The organism is Pseudomonas sp. o96-267 (assembly GCF_003935465.1).
GTDB lineage: Bacteria > Pseudomonadota > Gammaproteobacteria > Pseudomonadales > Pseudomonadaceae > Aquipseudomonas > Aquipseudomonas sediminis.
On the sequence record NZ_RHQP01000030.1, the window covers coordinates 1 to 15967 of the forward strand.

13 protein-coding genes and 2 pseudogenes are annotated in these 15967 nt (G+C 64.6%); 7 read left to right on the top strand and 8 right to left on the bottom strand.

Translation table 11 applies throughout. The features are described 5' to 3' along the window. Positions 1–110: 110 nt before the first annotated feature. Both EGJ86_RS18770 and EGJ86_RS18775 read left to right on the top strand, forming a co-directional pair. Positions 111–968, top strand: a pseudogene (locus tag EGJ86_RS18770) (glutamine synthetase family protein); the annotation flags it as partial. 142 nt (positions 969–1110) lie between these two features. Beyond that, positions 1111–2424 carry an FAD-binding oxidoreductase gene (locus EGJ86_RS18775; protein ID WP_125836158.1) on the top strand — a complete coding sequence of 438 codons (1314 nt, stop codon included), beginning with the start codon at positions 1111–1113 and terminating at the stop codon, positions 2422–2424. 35 nt (positions 2425–2459) lie between these two features. On the opposite strand, the gene EGJ86_RS18780 is transcribed toward EGJ86_RS18775, so the two are convergent. Continuing rightward, positions 2460–3872, bottom strand: coding sequence for a PLP-dependent aminotransferase family protein (locus EGJ86_RS18780; RefSeq protein ID WP_125836159.1), 1413 nt, complete (start codon positions 3870–3872; stop codon positions 2460–2462). Positions 3873–4147: 275 nt separating this feature from the next. On the opposite strand from EGJ86_RS18780, the gene EGJ86_RS18785 reads away from it, so the two are divergent. Further along, a complete protein-coding gene (locus EGJ86_RS18785; protein ID WP_125836160.1) occupies positions 4148–5191 on the top strand; it encodes a TlpA disulfide reductase family protein in 1044 nt (347 codons plus the stop codon). 55 nt (positions 5192–5246) lie between these two features. Beyond that, complete coding sequence (locus EGJ86_RS18790; RefSeq protein ID WP_125836161.1) at positions 5247–7262, top strand: protein-disulfide reductase DsbD; 2016 nt, start codon at positions 5247–5249, stop codon at positions 7260–7262. A gap of 92 nt (positions 7263–7354) precedes the next feature. On the opposite strand, the gene EGJ86_RS18795 is transcribed toward EGJ86_RS18790, so the two are convergent. Beyond that, entirely contained in the window at positions 7355–9307 is a 1953-nt protein-coding gene (locus tag EGJ86_RS18795) for an alkaline phosphatase family protein (protein ID WP_125836162.1), read from the bottom strand. Between the two features lie 60 nt (positions 9308–9367). Continuing rightward, complete coding sequence (locus EGJ86_RS18800) at positions 9368–10051, bottom strand: Crp/Fnr family transcriptional regulator (protein ID WP_125836163.1); 684 nt, start codon at positions 10049–10051, stop codon at positions 9368–9370. A 123-nt stretch (positions 10052–10174) separates the two neighbouring features. On the opposite strand from EGJ86_RS18800, the gene EGJ86_RS18805 reads away from it, so the two are divergent. Then, positions 10175–10699 (top strand): DUF962 domain-containing protein, encoded by a 525-nt coding sequence (locus tag EGJ86_RS18805; RefSeq protein WP_017676040.1) that lies wholly within the window; start codon positions 10175–10177, stop codon positions 10697–10699. A gap of 81 nt (positions 10700–10780) precedes the next feature. Here EGJ86_RS18805 and EGJ86_RS18810 read toward each other — a convergent pair whose 3' ends face one another. Further along, a complete protein-coding gene (locus EGJ86_RS18810; RefSeq protein ID WP_125836164.1) occupies positions 10781–11527 on the bottom strand; it encodes a hypothetical protein in 747 nt (248 codons plus the stop codon). Positions 11528–11657: 130 nt separating this feature from the next. Beyond that, positions 11658–12443: a helix-turn-helix domain-containing protein gene (locus tag EGJ86_RS18815; RefSeq protein WP_125836165.1), complete on the bottom strand. Its 786-nt coding sequence runs from the start codon at positions 12441–12443 to the stop codon at positions 11658–11660. Between the two features lie 122 nt (positions 12444–12565). Between EGJ86_RS18815 and EGJ86_RS18820 the strand changes: the two genes are divergently transcribed. Beyond that, positions 12566–12967 carry a hypothetical protein gene (locus tag EGJ86_RS18820; RefSeq protein WP_125836166.1) on the top strand — a complete coding sequence of 134 codons (402 nt, stop codon included), beginning with the start codon at positions 12566–12568 and terminating at the stop codon, positions 12965–12967. 10 nt (positions 12968–12977) lie between these two features. On the opposite strand, the gene EGJ86_RS18825 is transcribed toward EGJ86_RS18820, so the two are convergent. Together EGJ86_RS18825 and EGJ86_RS18830 are read right to left on the bottom strand one after the other, a co-directional pair. Next, the gene (locus EGJ86_RS18825) at positions 12978–13715 is read right to left on the bottom strand and encodes a sulfite exporter TauE/SafE family protein (RefSeq protein WP_125836167.1); all 738 of its coding nucleotides are present in this window, start codon (positions 13713–13715) and stop codon (positions 12978–12980) included. Further along, complete coding sequence (locus EGJ86_RS18830) at positions 13708–14070, bottom strand: antibiotic biosynthesis monooxygenase (protein WP_125836168.1); 363 nt, start codon at positions 14068–14070, stop codon at positions 13708–13710. Before EGJ86_RS18830 ends, EGJ86_RS18825 begins: the two co-directional genes overlap by 8 nt. Before the next feature lie 84 nt (positions 14071–14154). On the opposite strand from EGJ86_RS18830, the pseudogene EGJ86_RS18835 reads away from it, so the two are divergent. Next, positions 14155–14853, top strand: a pseudogene (locus tag EGJ86_RS18835) (ArsR/SmtB family transcription factor); the annotation flags it as partial. A gap of 121 nt (positions 14854–14974) precedes the next feature. Here the strand turns inward: EGJ86_RS18835 and EGJ86_RS18840 are convergent. Beyond that, positions 14975–15967 carry a sulfate/molybdate ABC transporter ATP-binding protein gene (locus tag EGJ86_RS18840; protein ID WP_125836169.1) on the bottom strand — a complete coding sequence of 331 codons (993 nt, stop codon included), beginning with the start codon at positions 15965–15967 and terminating at the stop codon, positions 14975–14977.

Below are 15967 nucleotides of genomic sequence, written 5' to 3' on the forward strand. Positions count from 1 at the left end.
GTGGCGGGGTCTCTTTTTTTTTTAAACCTCCCTCTCCTTCCTCCCCCCCCCCCCCCCCCCCCCCCCGGGGGCGCCCCCCCCCCCCCCCGCCCCCCCCCCCCGCCCCCCCCCCACGGCAGACCCAGGTCTACGGCCTGCGCGAACTGGAACAGATCGAACCCTTCCTGCGCGACCTCTATGCCGCCTGCAAGGCGCAGGGCATTCCCGCGCGCACGGCGATTTCCGAATACGCCCCCGGTCAGGTGGAAATCACCCTGGAACATGGCCCGGTGCTGGCGGCGATGGATCAGGCGGTACGTTACAAGCGCCTGGTCAAGGGCGTGGCGCACCGTCACGGCATGCAGGCCTGCTTCATGGCCAAGCCATTCGACCATCTGGCCGGCACCGGCATGCATATGCACGTCAGCCTGGCCGATGCGCAAGACAACAACCTGTTCGCCAGCGAAGATCCTGCCGGCACGCCGCTGCTGCGCCAGGCGGTTGGCGGCATGCTCGCCAGCCTGCTCGACTCGCTGCTGCTGTTCTGCCCCAACGCCAACTCCTACCGGCGTTTTCAGGCCAACAGCTATGCGCCGCTGGCGCCAACCTGGGGTGTGGATAACCGTACCGTCAGCCTGCGCGTGCCGGGCGGGCCCGCCAATACCCGGCATGTCGAGCATCGTATCTGTGGCGCCGATGCCAACCCCTATCTCGCCGCGGCGGCGATTCTTGCCGGGATTCACCGTGGCATCGCTGATCGTCTCGACCCAGGCGCGCCGGTGGAAGGCAACGGGTATGCCCAGGCCAAGACTCTGCTGCCGACCGAGTGGCTGGCGTCGATCCAGGCACTGGAGCGCTCCAGCTGGGCGCGTGATGCCTTTGGTGCCGAATTCCTCAAGGTCTTTCTCGCCGTCAAGCGTGCCGAGTATCGCCAGTTCATGGGTGAAGTCGGTGAGCAGGATTGGCGTTGGTATCTGAGCAATGCCTGAGCGCATGAATTGAAAAGCTCGCGGCTAAAGCCGCTCCTACAGGACTCAGCTCAGTGTAGGAGCGGCTTCAGCCGCGAATTCTCCGGATTTACTGGTGCGCACAGCGCACTCTACGGCGGTTCCGCCGCCCCAAGGACATGCAATGAACGCGATCAAGCAACCCGTCAAACCCGCCGCCGAGCGCGCGCCGTCTTACTACTCGGCGTCGCTCAACTTCGAGACCGACTACCCGACACTGCAGGGCAGCGTGACCGTCGACGTGGCCATCATCGGCGGCGGTTTCACCGGCATCGCCACGGCGGTGGAGCTGGCCGAGCGCGGCCTCAAGGTCGCCGTGGTGGAAACCAACAAGGTCGGCTGGGGCGCCAGCGGGCGCAACGGCGGCCAAGTCACCGGTAGCCTCTCCGGCGACGAGGCCATGCGCAAGCAGATGCGCAACACCCTCGGCGAGGAGGTGGATGACTTCATCTGGCACCTGCGCTGGCGCGGCCACGAGATCATCAAGAACCGCGTGGCGAAGTACGGCATCGACTGCGACCTCAAGCACGGCCATCTGCATACGGCGATGAAAGCCAGCCATATGGACGAGCTCAAGGCGACCTACGACGAAGCGCTGCGTCGCGGCATGGGCGGCGATGTCACCCTGCTCGATGCGGCTGGCGTACGCGCTCAGCTGGGCAGCGAGCTGTACTGCGGCGCGCTGAAGAACACCCGCAACATGCACCTGCACCCGCTTAACCTGTGCCTCGGCGAAGCCAAGGCCGCCGAGAGCCTGGGCGCGCTGATATTCGAACATTCCGAGGTGCTGGATATCGTCCACGGCCCGCGTCCGGCGGTGGTCACCAGGGGCGGGCGTATCGAGGCCAAGCAGGTGCTGCTGGCCGGCGACGTCTATCACAAGCTCGAGCGGCGCAAGCTCAAGGGCATGATCTTCCCGGCCATGGGCGGCATCGTCACCACCGCGCCGCTGGGCGAGCTGGCCCGCGAGATCAACCCGCAGGATCTGGCGGTATACGACTGCCGCTTCGTGCTCGACTACTACCGGCTGACCGGTGACGGCCGCCTGCTGTTCGGCGGCGGCGCCAATTACTCCGGGCGCGATTCGCGCGATATCGCCGGCGAGCTGCGCCCGTGCATCGAGAGCACCTTCCCGCAGCTCAAGGGCGTGCAGATCGACTACCAGTGGAGCTGCGCCATGGGCATCGTGATGAACCGCATCCCGCAGTTGGGCAAGCTCTCGTCCAATGTCTGGTACTGCCAGGGCTACTCCGGCCACGGCGTGGCCACCACTCACATCATGGGCGAGATCATGGCCAAGGCGATCACTGGTGATCTGGAGCAGTACGACACCTTCGCTGCCTGCAAGCACATCAAGGTGCCGCTGGGCGACCAGCTCGGCAACCCGATGCTGGCCGCCGGCATGTGGTACTACCAGATGCTCGAAAAGCTGCGCTGAGAAGAACAGGCTTCTGACCGGTATCGAGCAACGCTTCAGCGCTTGGCGTTGTCAATCAGTTGTAGTAACTGCTGGCAAGCCTGCTCGACGTCAGGCTCCAGAATGTTGGGAATGCCTAGTAGCAAGCCTGGCCTGGCATGCTCGGCCTCGGCATACCAGACACTCAGGGGCGCTGGCGCCAGGCCTAGCGCCAAGGCCTGCTGGGCGATGTGCTGATCATCTTGCCCGTTGTCGAGCGGTAGAAGCAGTGCCAAACCCGCCATGGCATCCTGGGCGTGTTGCTGGCCCAGCGCCTTTCGCAGCAGCTCCAGGCGTGCGGCATATAGCCGTTTCATGCGCCTGAGATGGCGCAGGTAATGCCCGCCTTTCATGAACGCCGTAACGGCCATTTGAGTGGCCATGGCCGGAGCCGGTGCCAACACGGCTGCCGTGTCGACGAATTGATTGACCAAGGCGGGTGGCACGACCATGAAGCCCAGGCGCAATGCCGGGCTGATGGTCTTGCTGAAGGTGCCGATGTGGATCACGCGCCCCTCGTTATCCAGCGAAGCCAGCGCCGGAGCGGCCTTGCCTGCCAGTTGCAGTTCGCTGAGGTAGTCGTCCTCGATGATCCAACTGTCACTGCACGCAGCCCACTTCAGCAGTGCGTGGCGCCGAGCCAGCGACAGGGGCATGCCCAGCGGTGCCTGCTGTCCCGCCGTCACCACGGCCAGAGCGGCCTGGGGCACTTGGGACAGACCCTGATCAACCTTCAGCCCCTGTTCATCGACCTCGATTGGCATCACTCGAAAGCCTGCCTTCGTCAGGGCGATGCGGGCCAGCGGGAAGCCGGGTTCTTCGAACCAGGCTTCCCGGTTGCGCAGAGGCAGTGCGTGCAATGCCAGGCCCAAAGCACCGGTATAGCCGCTGGTCACCAGAATCTGCTCTGGCGAGCAGACCACGCCACGAGCGACCGCCAGGTAGGCGGCGATTTCCGTGCGCCGGGACTGCGCGCCACGGGGATCGGGGTAATTGGCTGGGCTATGCGCGGCCTGCCGCGCGGCGCTGATCGAGGTGCGGCGCCATAGCGTGTGGGGAAAGGCATCCTGCGCCGGGACACCGATCTGGAACGGCAGTGGTGGATTGCCGAACGGCTGCACGAAAAACGCCGGCAATGGCCCACGTAGTCCAGCCGGCTCGCTGGTCGTCTTGTTCACAGGCGGGTGCTCGCACACATAGGTGCCTGCTGCACCGCGAGCGACCAGCAATTGCTCGTCGATCAAGCGCTCATAGGCCGCTCGCACGGTACCGCGCGCCACGCCCAGCTGAGCGGCCAGGTCGCGCCATGAAGGCATGCGAGCACCGGCATACAGCTGCCCATCGCGGATGGCCGCGCCGATGCCGAGTCGTATCTGTTCGATCAACGACTGGCCGGTGTGGCGGTTGAGTTCGATGCGCACGTTGCTCACCAGACAAGCCTCGTCTCGGGGGTGCTACATCCATGTGCCGCCCGATCAATATTGCGATGTCGCTAAAAAATGGGCACACCTGCATGCTTTGCCGTGCATGGATGAGCCTCATCGTCATTCGGCTATTTGGGCGATGGTACAGTTGGAAAGGTCATTCTTGGCTCTTTTTTTTGAACCGTCAGCGGGTGAAGATCACCGCCTCTCATTACTCGGTGCGTAGCCGCTCGGCCCCTAGGTCGCCCGTATGCGCGGTACAGGCTTGAAGGAGACTCCCGTTGACACTCACAACACGGATCAAGTGGCTGATCAGCCTGGCCTTGCTCGCTATCGCCAGCCAAGGCGTTCATGCGCAAGACAGCATCGATGAAGGCGAGCGCCGTGCGCAACATGCGGGTGCCTCGCTGATCGGCAAACCGGCGCCGGCCGCAGTCCTCGAAACCATCGATGGCGAGCGGATCGACCTGTCGCAGCTCTACGGCAAAAAACCGGTCTATCTCAAGTTCTGGGCGACCTGGTGCGTGCCTTGCCGGCAGCAGATGCCTGGCTTCGAGGAAGTACAGCAGGCCCTCGGTGAAGATATCCAGATCATCGCCGTGAACACTGGTTTCAGTGACGACATCGAGTCGGTTCGCGCCTATCGCGAGGAGTTAGGGCTGAGCATGCCCATCGTCGTCGACGACGGCAGCCTGGCCGCTGCACTCAACCTGCGTGTCACGCCTCAGCACGTGTTGATCGGGCAGGATGGACGGATCGCCCATATCGGTCACCTGGATGATCCGCAGTTGCATGCGGCCTTGAACCGTATCAAGGCCGTGGGCGATACGACGGTGGCCGCACCTGCGCCTGACACGGCCGACAAGGCCCGTCGCTTTGGCATCGGCGATCAGGTCGAAGGTGTGCAACTGACGACCCTTGACGGTACGGCTGTCTCGCTCGGTCAGGCCAGCGGCAAGCCTCGGGCGTTGGTGTTCTTCGCCCCGTGGTGCGAGCCCTACCTGGCCGAGAGCCGTCCGCAGACCTCCCAGGCCTGCCAGCGGGTTCGTCAGGATGTCGACAAACTGGCGGCGCAAAGTGGTGTCGACTGGCTCGGCATCTCGTCCGGCCTGTGGACCTCGAAGGAAGACCTGCAGGACTACAAGACCAGCACCGATACGCGCCTGCCGCTGGCTCTGGATGAGGATGACGGCCTGTTCCGCGCCTTTGGTGTGCGTGACATTCCCAGTGTCGTCCTGCTCGATGCGCAAGGGCGGGTGGCACAGGTGCTGGCGCCGCAGGACACACAACTGGCTGAAGCGCTGAACGCCATCGCCCCGCGATGACATCCACTGACAGCGGCGGTGTGCGTCGCTGTCAGCCTCTGCTTGCAAGGTAATCATGTCGAAACGGTTAATCACGGCACTGCTGCTCGCTGTCATCGTGGCATCGACTGCCTGGGCACAGAACATGCCGGGGCGCGACGAGATCCTCATCGCTTCGTCCCTGCTGGCCGAGAGCCCGACACCAGCAGCAGGCAAGCAGACGACCCTGGCACTGTTCATGGAGCCCCAGGGCGATTGGCACGGCTACTGGAAGCAGCCAGGTGATGTGGGCCTGGCATCACGGCTGACCTGGCACTTGCCTGAAGGTGTCAGCGTGGGTGAGCCGGTTTACCCGGTGCCGGATACGTTGCTGATCGATGGTCTGATGAACCATGTCTACGAGCACCCTTACGCCGTGCTGGTGCCGTTGCAAATCGCGGACGACCTACCGGCCGGTCAGCCGTTGCCGATTCGCCTGGACATGCAATACCTGGCCTGTCGCTACGATGCCTGCGTCCCGGAACGGGCGACGCTGGAGGCGCTCCTGACGGTTGGTGACGGTCGCCACAACCCGGCACTCAGCAGTGTTTTTGCCCGCTGGCGGCAGGCACTGCCCAAGCCGCTCGGCAGCCGGGCACGGTTCACCCTCGACGAGGGGATCATGCGCGTCAGCATCCCCCTTCCGGCCACTCTGCAGATAGAAAATCCCCACCTGTTTTCAGCCACTCCGGGCGTTCTCGACAATGCGGCTGAGCAGCGTGTGCAACGTACCGACGATCACCTGATCATCGAAACCCGGCCGGGCAAGCAAGTGCCAGAGGCATTCGAGGCATTGCTGTCTCTCGGTAATGGTCTGGGCCTGGACGTGCAGGTCGCGCGCAATGCCAGCCCGTCAACCAATACCCTAATAGTGACGCTGGTCGCTCTGGGCGGCGCGACGCTGGGTGGCCTGCTGCTCAATCTGATGCCCTGCGTATTCCCGATCCTCAGCCTTAAGGCGCTGAGCGTCGCCCGCGCCAATAGCAGTGACGGAGCCGTCCGTCGTGAAGCACTGGCCTATACGGGCGGTGTGGTGGTCGTCTGCGTGCTGCTGGGGGCGTTGCTTCTCGCTCTGCGCGCCGGTGGTTCGCAACTCGGTTGGGCTTTCCAGCTCCAAGACCCGCGCGTGATCCTGATGCTGCTGTTGCTGACCACGGCAATCGCCCTCAATCTCGCTGGTCTGTTCGAGCTTTCGTCGGTGGATGTGGGTAACGGCTTAGTCAGGCGTGAGGGCAGTGCCGGTGCCTTCTGGACGGGAGCGCTGGCTGCCTTCGTGGCCACGCCCTGTACCGGGCCTTTCATGGCGGCAGCCTTGGGCGCGGCCCTGGTGCTTCCAGCCGCTGCGGGCATGCTGGTATTCGCCGGATTGGGCGTGGGCATTGCGCTGCCGTTCCTGCTGCTGGGGTTCGTTCCTGCACTGCGTCAGCGCCTACCCAAGCCTGGCCCCTGGATGGAAACGCTGCGCCGCATTCTCGCCGTTCCCATGTTCCTCACGGCGTTGGCGTTGCTCTGGGTGCTCGGTCAGCAAGTGAGTGCCAATGCCTTGGTCGTGGTGGTTGGTTGCACCCTGCTTCTGGGGCTTGGCTTATGGGCCTCGGGCTTGCGTCAGCGCACGTTGAAGTCCCGTAGCTGGATGCCGGCAACCCTGGCGGCCCTGCTGGCGCTGGGCATTGGCCTGACCCAGGACAACAGCCCGTCGACGCAGACCTCGGCGCCGGATCATCAACCTTTCGACGAGGCTCGATTGGCCACCCTTCGCCAGAGTGGCAACGCCGTCTTCGTGTACTTCACGGCAGACTGGTGCGTGACCTGCAAGGTCAACGAGCAGGTCGCCATCGATCGTCCGGAGACGCAGCGCGCCTTCGAGGAAAACAACGTCGTGGTGATGCGCGGTGATTGGACTCGTGGCGATGCGGCGATTACGGCCTTTCTCGAACAGCATGGTCGATCGGGCGTCCCGCTGTACCTGTGGTACGCCGCCCACAGCTCGTCAGCAGAGGTGTTGCCGCAAATTCTTGGCCCAGGACTGCTGAGCGAGCGGGCCTATCAATGACCCTCTGGGTCTTCAGGCGCAACGCAAACAACTTAACTCGGTCTACCGTCGTCTGATGCCAAGCGAACCAAGGATTGGGGCACCTGCAGACCCTAAGTGGTACTGATGGGGCGATCTTGCAGGGCCGGCTGCTCGCGTTCGGTGATGAAGGTCGCAGGCTTTGACCCATCGGCGTTGAGCTGAAGGATGCGCTTGGGCCGCCCCTGTTCATCGAAGAACACCTGGCCTAGGCCGGCGCTGTTCCACAAGCGTTCACCCGAGCGGCTGCGGTCGGGGATAAGCGGGGTGACGCGCATGCGGCGGCGTTTGGTCAGCCAGTTGAGCGGCGACCAGGGCGCGTAGAGCCAGCGATTGAGGCGGTCGAACCAGTCCAGCAGGTCGGCCGGGAATTCGTTCTTGATGCCGCTGCTGGTGATCTGCCAGATGGTCGGGCTGGCGCGGCGGTGGCGGATGTTCACGCGGTAGACGAAGGAGTAGTGCACGTCGCCGGAGAGGATGACGAAATCTCTTGGCGTACGTGAATGGCGGAAGATGTTCATCATCACGCTGGCCGCGCCGCGGTGGGCCATCCAGTTTTCTGCGTCGACCATCAGCGGGTGGCCGGCGAGTGTGAAGAGTTTCTGGATGCCCTCGATCAGTTTCACGCCGAACATTGGCGCCGCTGAAACGATGATGCAACTGGGGTGATCGAGCAGCGCCTGCTGGAAGTCGCACAGCGCCTCCCAGTCCATCAGCCCCGAGGGTTTCGACAGGTGCCCTTCGCTGCGCCAACGCCGTGTGCGGGTATCCAGTACCAGCAGCGCCGGCGTGCTCGGCAGCACGTAGTGCCACTGTTCGAAGCCCTGCAACTGGTCGATCAGTGCGTCCTGCGCCTTGGCCTGCAGATGGTCGTCCTGGCGCTGCTCAAGCAGTTCGCGAAAGGCCTGCAGCGGCTCCTCGAACACGTCCGGGTTATTGCCCCAGCCCTGGCACAGCAGGTAGGCGAGCAGGGCGTTGCCGATGATGCGTTTGGAGAACGGATGGCCGTAGGCGGTCTGCTCCCAGCGCGCGGAGAGGTTCCAGTCATCGGTGACGTCGTGGTCGTCGAAGATCATCAACGTCGGCAGGTGGGCGAATACCCGCGCGACCTGGCCAAGATTCTGGCGGAACGCATCGATACGCTCGCGCTCGTTGGCGTAACGCTGCTGTTGTTCTTCATCCAGCGGCGGCTGCTTTTCGCTGATCAGTGTCCAGGGCACCGGCGACCAGACCAGCAGGTACATGGCGATCATCTCGGCGAAGGTCACCAGGTGGTTGTCGGCGCTGTTGCTGGTAAAGACCGGCTTTTCCACACCGCCGAAGAACTTGTCGCGCAAGGTCTGGTTGCTCTTCACCGCGGGCAGTAGTTCGGCGCGCTGGTAGTAGCCGACCGGGTTGGCGTAGAGCGCCTGGCTGTCCTCGACCACGGCACCTTCGAGAAATTCGTCAAACAGGCCGAGGCGGGCGATCAGTTGGTGGATGGCGCACAGCAATGGGCCGGCGACATCGTCGACATAGACCTGGTCGCCGCTCATCAGCAGCAGGGCCGGGCGCTGGTCGGCTTCGGGTTGACCTGCGAGCAGGCGGTCGGCGCAGAGCAGGCCGTCATCGGCAGCGTGGTGCGGCTTGCGGCAGGAGCCGTGGAGCAGGTGATCGACACGCGAGCGCAGGACGAAATCGGCATGCTCGGCACCGTCATGCATCAGGTGCGGTGCCCAGTCGCGCATGCCTTGCGGATCATCGTCAGCGACGATCTGCAGGTCATAGGCGATGCGTACGTCTTGCGGCAGGGCCTGCGTAAGGGGCAGGTCGATCAGATGCAGCACGGCATGTCGGCCGAGCGGCAGTTGCTGGCAGTGTTCGTCCAGTGCATGTGTCTGCTGCGTCTGGCCTTCGGGCTGCAGCCACAGTTGCAGGCTCAGCTCGCGACTCGCCACCAGCCACAGTACCAGGCGGCCGGGCTCCAGGCGGCGCAGCAGCGGGCCGGCGAGCACATCGGGCAGTGGAGTGTGAGTGTTGTCTGGCATCGGTACGGTACTTCCTGCAAAAACACGACAGGGGTTGGACAGTGGCAGGGCGCCAGCAGTTCAGGAGGCCAGCTGGCGCAGACGCTCGAAGTCGAGAATTTCGATCTCACCGTAAGTGAGCTGCACCACGCCCTGCGCCTGCAACTCCTTGAGGATCTGGTTGGTGGTCTGGCGTGACAGCGAGAGCATCAGCGCCAACTGCTCCTGGGCCAGGTGCAGAATCCGGCGCGGTTCGCTTTCACCGTAGTTCTCAGCGATCAGCAGCAGCCGTCGGGCCAGGCGCGGCGCAGCGGGTAGCAGGCTCATGTCTTCCAGGGTGAGGAAGGCCAGGCGCAGCTTGTGGCTCATCAGCAGGGCGAAGTCGCGCCAGTACTGCGGCTCGCGTTCGAGCAGCGCGAGCAGGTCGTGCTGGGGCAGCAGCAGCAGGGTGCTGGCGCTTTCAGCGAAGGCATCGTGGGTGCGTGGCAGGCCATCGAACAGGGAAATTTCGCCGAACCAGTAGGGCGGCTCGACCAGGGTCAGCAATGCCTCCTTGCCGTTTTCGCTGACCGCGCCGATGCGCACTGCACCTTCGACTACCGCATACAGCCCGCTGGGTTTTTCGCCACGGCGAAACAGCCGCTGGCCGGCATCCAGGCGTTGCACCTGGGCCATTTCCAACAGGCTCTGGCTTAGCGCTGGGGGCAATGCGGCGAACCAGTGACCCTGGTTCAGCTGGCTGACGTAATGACGGGGATCGGGCATTGCGGCTCCTGTGAGGTTGCGCGGCGGTGCGGCCATCCCTGCCATTATCGGCTAGCCGACAGTGCGACTAGCCAAGGTGGGGGGATCATGTACGGGCCCGTTTCACACCTGAGGACGATAATAATGAAAACCCTCGTCGATCACCTGGCGCAATATGCCGCCTACCATCGCGACCGGCGCAATATCGCCAGCCATTTCATCGGCATCCCGATGATCGTGCTGGCCGTCGCCGTGCTGCTGTCGCGGCCAGGCTTCCATCTCGCCGGCCTGTGGCTGGCGCCTGCCACGCTGGTGGCACTAGCGTCGGCATGGTTCTACCTGCGTCTGGACACCCGTTTCGGCCTGCTCATGGCCGTGCTACTGGGGCTGTGCCTGTGGGCCGGTGCCAGCCTGGCGGTCGCTTCCACAGCCCTGTGGCTGACGGCAGGCATTGGCCTGTTCGTGGTCGGCTGGGTCATCCAGTTCGTCGGTCATTACTACGAAGGACGCAAGCCGGCCTTCGTCGATGACGTCATGGGGCTGGTGATCGGCCCGCTGTTCGTGGTCGCTGAACTGGCTTTCCTGCTCGGCCTGCGCAAGGAAGTCGAACATGCCGTGGTGGAGATCGCCGGCCCGACCTGCATCCGCGAGAAGAAGGCGCTGGCCTGAGCACGTGCTGCTGTTCGTCGCGGCTGAAGCCCCTCCCACGGCCATTCGGTTTTGTGGGAGGGGCTTCAGCCGCGAGCCTTTCTAGAACATCTCCATCCACTGCGCCGTCATCGAGCGTGCGTGACGATCCACGGTAATGGGCGCGAAGGGACGGCCGGAGACGCTCTGCAGGGTGTTGCTCTGGCTGTTCATGTCGGCCAGCGCGGCACGCAGGTAGCTCCAGCGCGTCTGCAGCTTGGTCACCTGCGGGTCGGATTGATCCTCGATTGCCTGCAGCTCGCTGTCGATAGCGGGCAGCAGCAGGCGTTCGTCCTGACCGAGGTAGGTGCCGGGTTGCTCGCGGGCGATCTCGAAGGTGCCCAGGTAGGAGCGGCTGAGGTATTGCACACAGAGGTACTCGACCTTTGCCGCCAGCTCGCTCTGGCCTTCGGCGCCCGGCAGGGCCCGGGCCGTGCTGAGGAAGTCACGCAGGGCGCGGCTGAGGTCCTCGGGGAAGCGCCAGGGCACGTTCTCGTCACCGGGGCCATAGGAAACACCGTTGCGCAATTGGGTAACGAGCGCCTGATGCGCGCTGGTGAGTTCGGCGCTGCCCTGCGGCAGGCTCTGCATCGCACCGGCCAGCGCGGCGAGGTCGGCTTCCAGGCGCTGCTGATGGGTCTTCTGGAAACCTTCGCCACGTAACAGCATCAGGCTGCTGGTGGCGCGGCTGGCGTGTACCTGAATCTGTTCCTGCGGGCTGACAGCCTCGGCGAAGGCCACTGGCGAGAGCCCGACGAAGAGTCCGAGCGACCAGAGAAAAGCATGACGCAACAGTGCTTTACAGCGCATCCGGGGTGCTCCTTGTTATTGTTTTGAGCAGGTATGCATTGGCAGCGTCAATGACGCAGCGCCAAGACTACTGCGCCAAGCGTCGCGGAGCATGACCCGAAAGAGTGATTTCGTCGGAAATCGCTACCGTTCAGGGGCTTTTCGCCAGGTTGCGCAGGTAGTCGGCGGTGAAGGCGTCGGCGGGGAAGAAGGTCTCCAGCGCCAATTCGGCGAGGGTCACGTCATTCGGTGTGCCGAACACCGTGATGGTGCTGATCAGGCTGAGTACACCGTGCTCACTGTGCAGTTGCAGCGGCACCAACACGGCATCGCTCGGCGGCGCAGGGACCTCTGCCGGCGCCGGGTAGCCGCTCAGCTCATCGAGCAGGCTGAACAAGGCTTCGTCGCCGCTGATTTCTGCATCGCGCTGCAGGCGCATCAGCAGATGTGCGCGCCACAGCGCCAGGTTGGCGATGCGCGGGGCCAGGCCCTCGGGGTGCAGTGACAGGCGCATCACGTTGAGCGGCGGGCCGAGCAGAAAGTCCGGCATGCCGGCGAGGAAGGGGCCGACCGAGGCGTTGGCTGCCAGCAAATTCCATTGTCGGTCGATGGCCAACGCCGGATAGGGCTCATGGGCCTTGAGCAACTGTTCGATGGCCTGGCGGGCTGGGGCCAGCGCCGGGTCGCTGAGCTCGTGCTGGCTGTACAGCGGGGCGAAACCGGCGGCGCTGAGCAGGCGATTGCGCTCGCGCAGGGGAATCTCCAGTTGCTCGGCCAGGTGCAGCAGCATTTCGCGGCTGGGTTGGGCGCGTCCGGTTTCGACGAAGCTCAGGTGGCGGGTGGAGATCTCCGCCTCGCAGGCGAGGTCGAGCTGGCTCAGGCGGCGCCTTTGGCGCCATTGGCGCAACAGGGCGCCGGCGGTCTGGGTATTGTTCATGGTCAGCACGATAGTTCAGTCAGGTCATGCCGGCCATTACCTGGCAGGTAATCGACGCCCCGCGCGTTTCGGCGAAATCTGTAGGCCAGGCACCACCCCGGTGTCCCTATGGAGGATTCATCATGAACGCACTGCAACCCACCCCGATGCTGCGCAATGCTCTCTTGCTCGATGGCCTGCTCAGCGGCGTCACCGGCCTGCTGCTGGTCCTGGCGGCCGGCTGGTTGGGCGCCTTCCTCGAATTGCCACGCCTGCTGTTACTGGTCGCCGGTAGCGCGCTGCTGCCCTTCGCGGCGCTGCTGGTGTGGTTGTCCAACCGCGCCGAAATCAGCCGCCAGGCCATCTGGGCGGTGATCGCGGTCAACGCGCTGTGGGTGATCGACAGCCTGCTGGTACTGGTGATCGGCTGGGTGTCGCCGAACTTGTTCGGCTACGCCTTCATCATCGGCCAGGCGCTGGCGGTGGCGCTGCTGGCCGAGTTGCAATGGTTCGGCCTCAAGCACTCGCAGGCTGCCGTGATCTGATGGCGCCGGCTCAGAGACCGCGCAGCGCCAACTCGGCACCGAGCAGCAACAGGCCGATGAAGAACCAGCGTATGAAGCGCTCCGCGCTGATGCGTTTGCGCAGCCACTGGCCGCCGGCCATGCCCAGCAGTGCGGGCAGCAGGGCGAGAGCCGATACACCCAGCACCGCCGGTTGCAGCAGTTCACCGCTGTGACCGAGCGCTGCCGCTAGAGCCAGGGTGGAGACGCTGAAGGACAACCCCAGGGCCTGAACCAGATCGTCCTTCTCCAGGCCGATGGCCTGCAGGTAAGGCACGGCGGGAATCACGAATACACCGGTAACTGCGGTGATCGCTCCGGTGATCGCTCCGATCACCGGGCTCAGCCAGCCTTCCTTGGCCCGCTCCACGCGAAAGTGCACCTTGGCCAGGCCAAGCACTGCGTAGATCACCAGCGCGACGCCCAGCCAGCGGGTAGCGCCGGGCAGGTCGAGGCTCTGCAGCAGGGCGGCCACCAGCAGCGTGCCGCACAGGATTCCCAGCAGCATCGGCCATAGCCGGCGCAGCATCGGCAGCGGGCTGCGACCGTCGCACAACTGCCAGATGTTGGTCACCATCGACGGGATGATCAGCAGCGCGGCGGCCTGCAGTGGCGCCATCACCAGACCGAGCAGACCGACGGCGATGGTCGGCAGACCAAGGCCGACCACACCCTTGACCATGCCGGCGAGCAGGAAGGTGGCGAGGATCAGCGGCAGGTGCTCAGTCATCGCGCTGCCCCTGCTCGTGGATCGCGCGGCTGTCGGCCGGCGCCTGTTCGCGCTCGTGCATGCCGTAGTCGCGCAGTACGTGGGCCACGCGCAGGCGATAGTTACTGAAGACCTCCTCGCGTCCTGCCGTCTGTGCGCGTCGGTGTTCCTCGCGCTGGCGCCAGGCCTGGATCGCGGCTTCGTCCTGCCAGAACGACAGCGACAGGATCTTCCCAGGCTGGGTCAGGCTCTGGAAGCGTTCGATGGAGATGAAACCCGGCTGCTCGGCGAGCAGCGGGCGCAACTCCCCGGCGAGGTCGAGATAGTCCTGCTGCTGGCCTGTCTTGGCCTGAACTTCGAAGATCACGGCGAGCATCGGTTTCTCCCTGGCTGGCTCTGGCTGAAATTGCCTGCCAGTATCCACATTTGCTGCACGCCATGTTTCGTCATGAGGTGAACTATGGAATACGCACCGGGTTTCAGCTCGATTGCCGCACTGCTCGCCGATGCCGGGCGCGCCAGCATGGTCTGGGCGCTGATGGACGGCAGCGCGCGGCCGGCCGGCGAGCTGGCATTGCTGGCGGGGCTGTCGCCTTCGTCGACCAGCGCGCACCTGGCCAAGCTGGTAGAAGGCGGCCTGCTGGCGCAGCAACGCCATGGGCGCAATCGCTATTACCGCCTGGCCGGGCCGGAAGTCGGGCAATTGGTCGAGGCCCTGGCCAGTGCCGCGCTGGCCGCGCAGCCACGGCAACCACGCGCGGTGCCGGCTTCACGCGGGACGCCACAGACCATGCGTGAGGCGCGCACCTGCTATGACCATCTGGCCGGCGAACTGGCGGTCGGCGTGTTCGCGCGCATGCGCGCGGCTGACTGGCTGAGCGAGGAGGGCGGTGCGTTGCAGCTGACGGCAAGTGGTGAGCAGGGGCTGCAGGCGTTGGGCATCGATCTGCACCAGATCAACCGTCAGCGACGCCAGCGACTCTGTGCCTGCCCGGACTGGAGCGAGCGCAAGCCGCATCTCGGTGGTGCGCTGGGCGCGGCGTTGCTGAGTCTGTGCGAAGGCGAGGGCTGGCTGCGGCGCAGCACGGGTTCGCGTGCGCTGCAGGTTTCACCGAAGGGGCGCAGGGCGATCATGGCGATCGCTGCTTCGTCGGGGGGGCTGGGCGGTGATCCGCTTCAGCCCACCGAACACAGGTTGAGCTCCTGTCGGTGTAGTCGGTGGGCTGAAGCCCACCCTACGCCCAGCCTACGTACTATCGCCCGGCCTACCCTACGAAGAACTACACCTGGGCGCTGACCGGCTTGCCGCCCTTGGGCTTGAAGTACAGGGTGGTGCCGCGGGCGAGGTTGTCCAGGCTGATGTGATCCTTGGCCACCTCGGCCTCGATCAGCTCGTCCTGGCCGTCGACCTTGAGGGTGATGCGGGTGATCGCGCCGAGCAGGCGGATGTCGCGCACCTCACCGGCCTTGTGCTCCGGGCTCGGTTCGCTGGACAGGTCGACCTCGTGCGGGCGGAACAGCACGTGGTGATCATTGCCGACGTAGAGGCGGTTGGCGTCGCCAAGGAAGTGGTAGACGAAATCGCTGGCCGGATACTCGTAGACTTCGGCCGGCGTGCCGATCTGCTCGATCACACCCTTGTTCATCACCACGATGCGGTCGGCCACTTCCATGGCTTCTTCCTGGTCGTGGGTGACGAATACGCTGGTCAGGTGTACGTCCTCGTGCAGGCGCGCCAGCCAGCGGCGCAGCTCCTTGCGCACCTTGGCGTCCAGCGCCCCGAAGGGTTCGTCGAGCAGCAGCACTTTCGGCTCCACTGCCAGGGCGCGGGCCAGGGCGATACGCTGGCGCTGACCACCGGAGAGCTGTTCCGGGTAGCGATCGCCGAGCCAGTCGAGCTGCACCAGGTCGAGCAGTTCGTGCACCTTCTGCTGGATCACCGCTTCGCTCGGGCGCTCGCGCTTGGGCTTCATGCGCAGGCCAAAGGCGACGTTGTCGAATACCGTCATGTGGCGGAACAGCGCGTAGTGCTGGAACACGAAGCCGACGTTGCGATCACGCACGTCGTGGTTGGAGACGTCCTCGCCGTGAAACTCGATGGTGCCGCTGTCCGGGGTTTCCAGGCCGGCGATGATGCGCAACAGGGTGGTCTTGCCGCAGCCGGACGGGCCGAGCAGGGCGACCAGTTCGCCGCTCTGGATGTTCAGATTGATCTCGTTCAGCGCCTTGAACGCATTGAAGTTCTTGCTGACGTTACGGATTTCGATACTCAT

Excerpts from the sequence above, each read along its gene's own strand:
- EGJ86_RS18810 (WP_125836164.1), bottom strand. The coding sequence starts at position 11,527 with ATGCGCTGTAAAGCACTGTTGCGTCATGCTTTTCTCTGGTCGCTCGGA.
- EGJ86_RS18805 (WP_017676040.1), top strand. The coding sequence starts at position 10,175 with ATGAAAACCCTCGTCGATCACCTGGCGCAATATGCCGCCTACCATCGC.
- EGJ86_RS18790 (WP_125836161.1), top strand. The coding sequence starts at position 5,247 with ATGTCGAAACGGTTAATCACGGCACTGCTGCTCGCTGTCATCGTGGCA.
- EGJ86_RS18815 (WP_125836165.1), bottom strand. The coding sequence starts at position 12,443 with ATGAACAATACCCAGACCGCCGGCGCCCTGTTGCGCCAATGGCGCCAA.
- EGJ86_RS18800 (WP_125836163.1), bottom strand. The coding sequence starts at position 10,051 with ATGCCCGATCCCCGTCATTACGTCAGCCAGCTGAACCAGGGTCACTGG.
- EGJ86_RS18820 (WP_125836166.1), top strand. The coding sequence starts at position 12,566 with ATGAACGCACTGCAACCCACCCCGATGCTGCGCAATGCTCTCTTGCTC.
- EGJ86_RS18840 (WP_125836169.1), bottom strand. The coding sequence starts at position 15,967 with ATGAGTATCGAAATCCGTAACGTCAGCAAGAACTTCAATGCGTTCAAG.
- EGJ86_RS18830 (WP_125836168.1), bottom strand. The coding sequence starts at position 14,070 with ATGCTCGCCGTGATCTTCGAAGTTCAGGCCAAGACAGGCCAGCAGCAG.
- EGJ86_RS18775 (WP_125836158.1), top strand. The coding sequence starts at position 1,111 with ATGAACGCGATCAAGCAACCCGTCAAACCCGCCGCCGAGCGCGCGCCG.
- EGJ86_RS18795 (WP_125836162.1), bottom strand. The coding sequence starts at position 9,307 with ATGCCAGACAACACTCACACTCCACTGCCCGATGTGCTCGCCGGCCCG.
- EGJ86_RS18825 (WP_125836167.1), bottom strand. The coding sequence starts at position 13,715 with ATGACTGAGCACCTGCCGCTGATCCTCGCCACCTTCCTGCTCGCCGGC.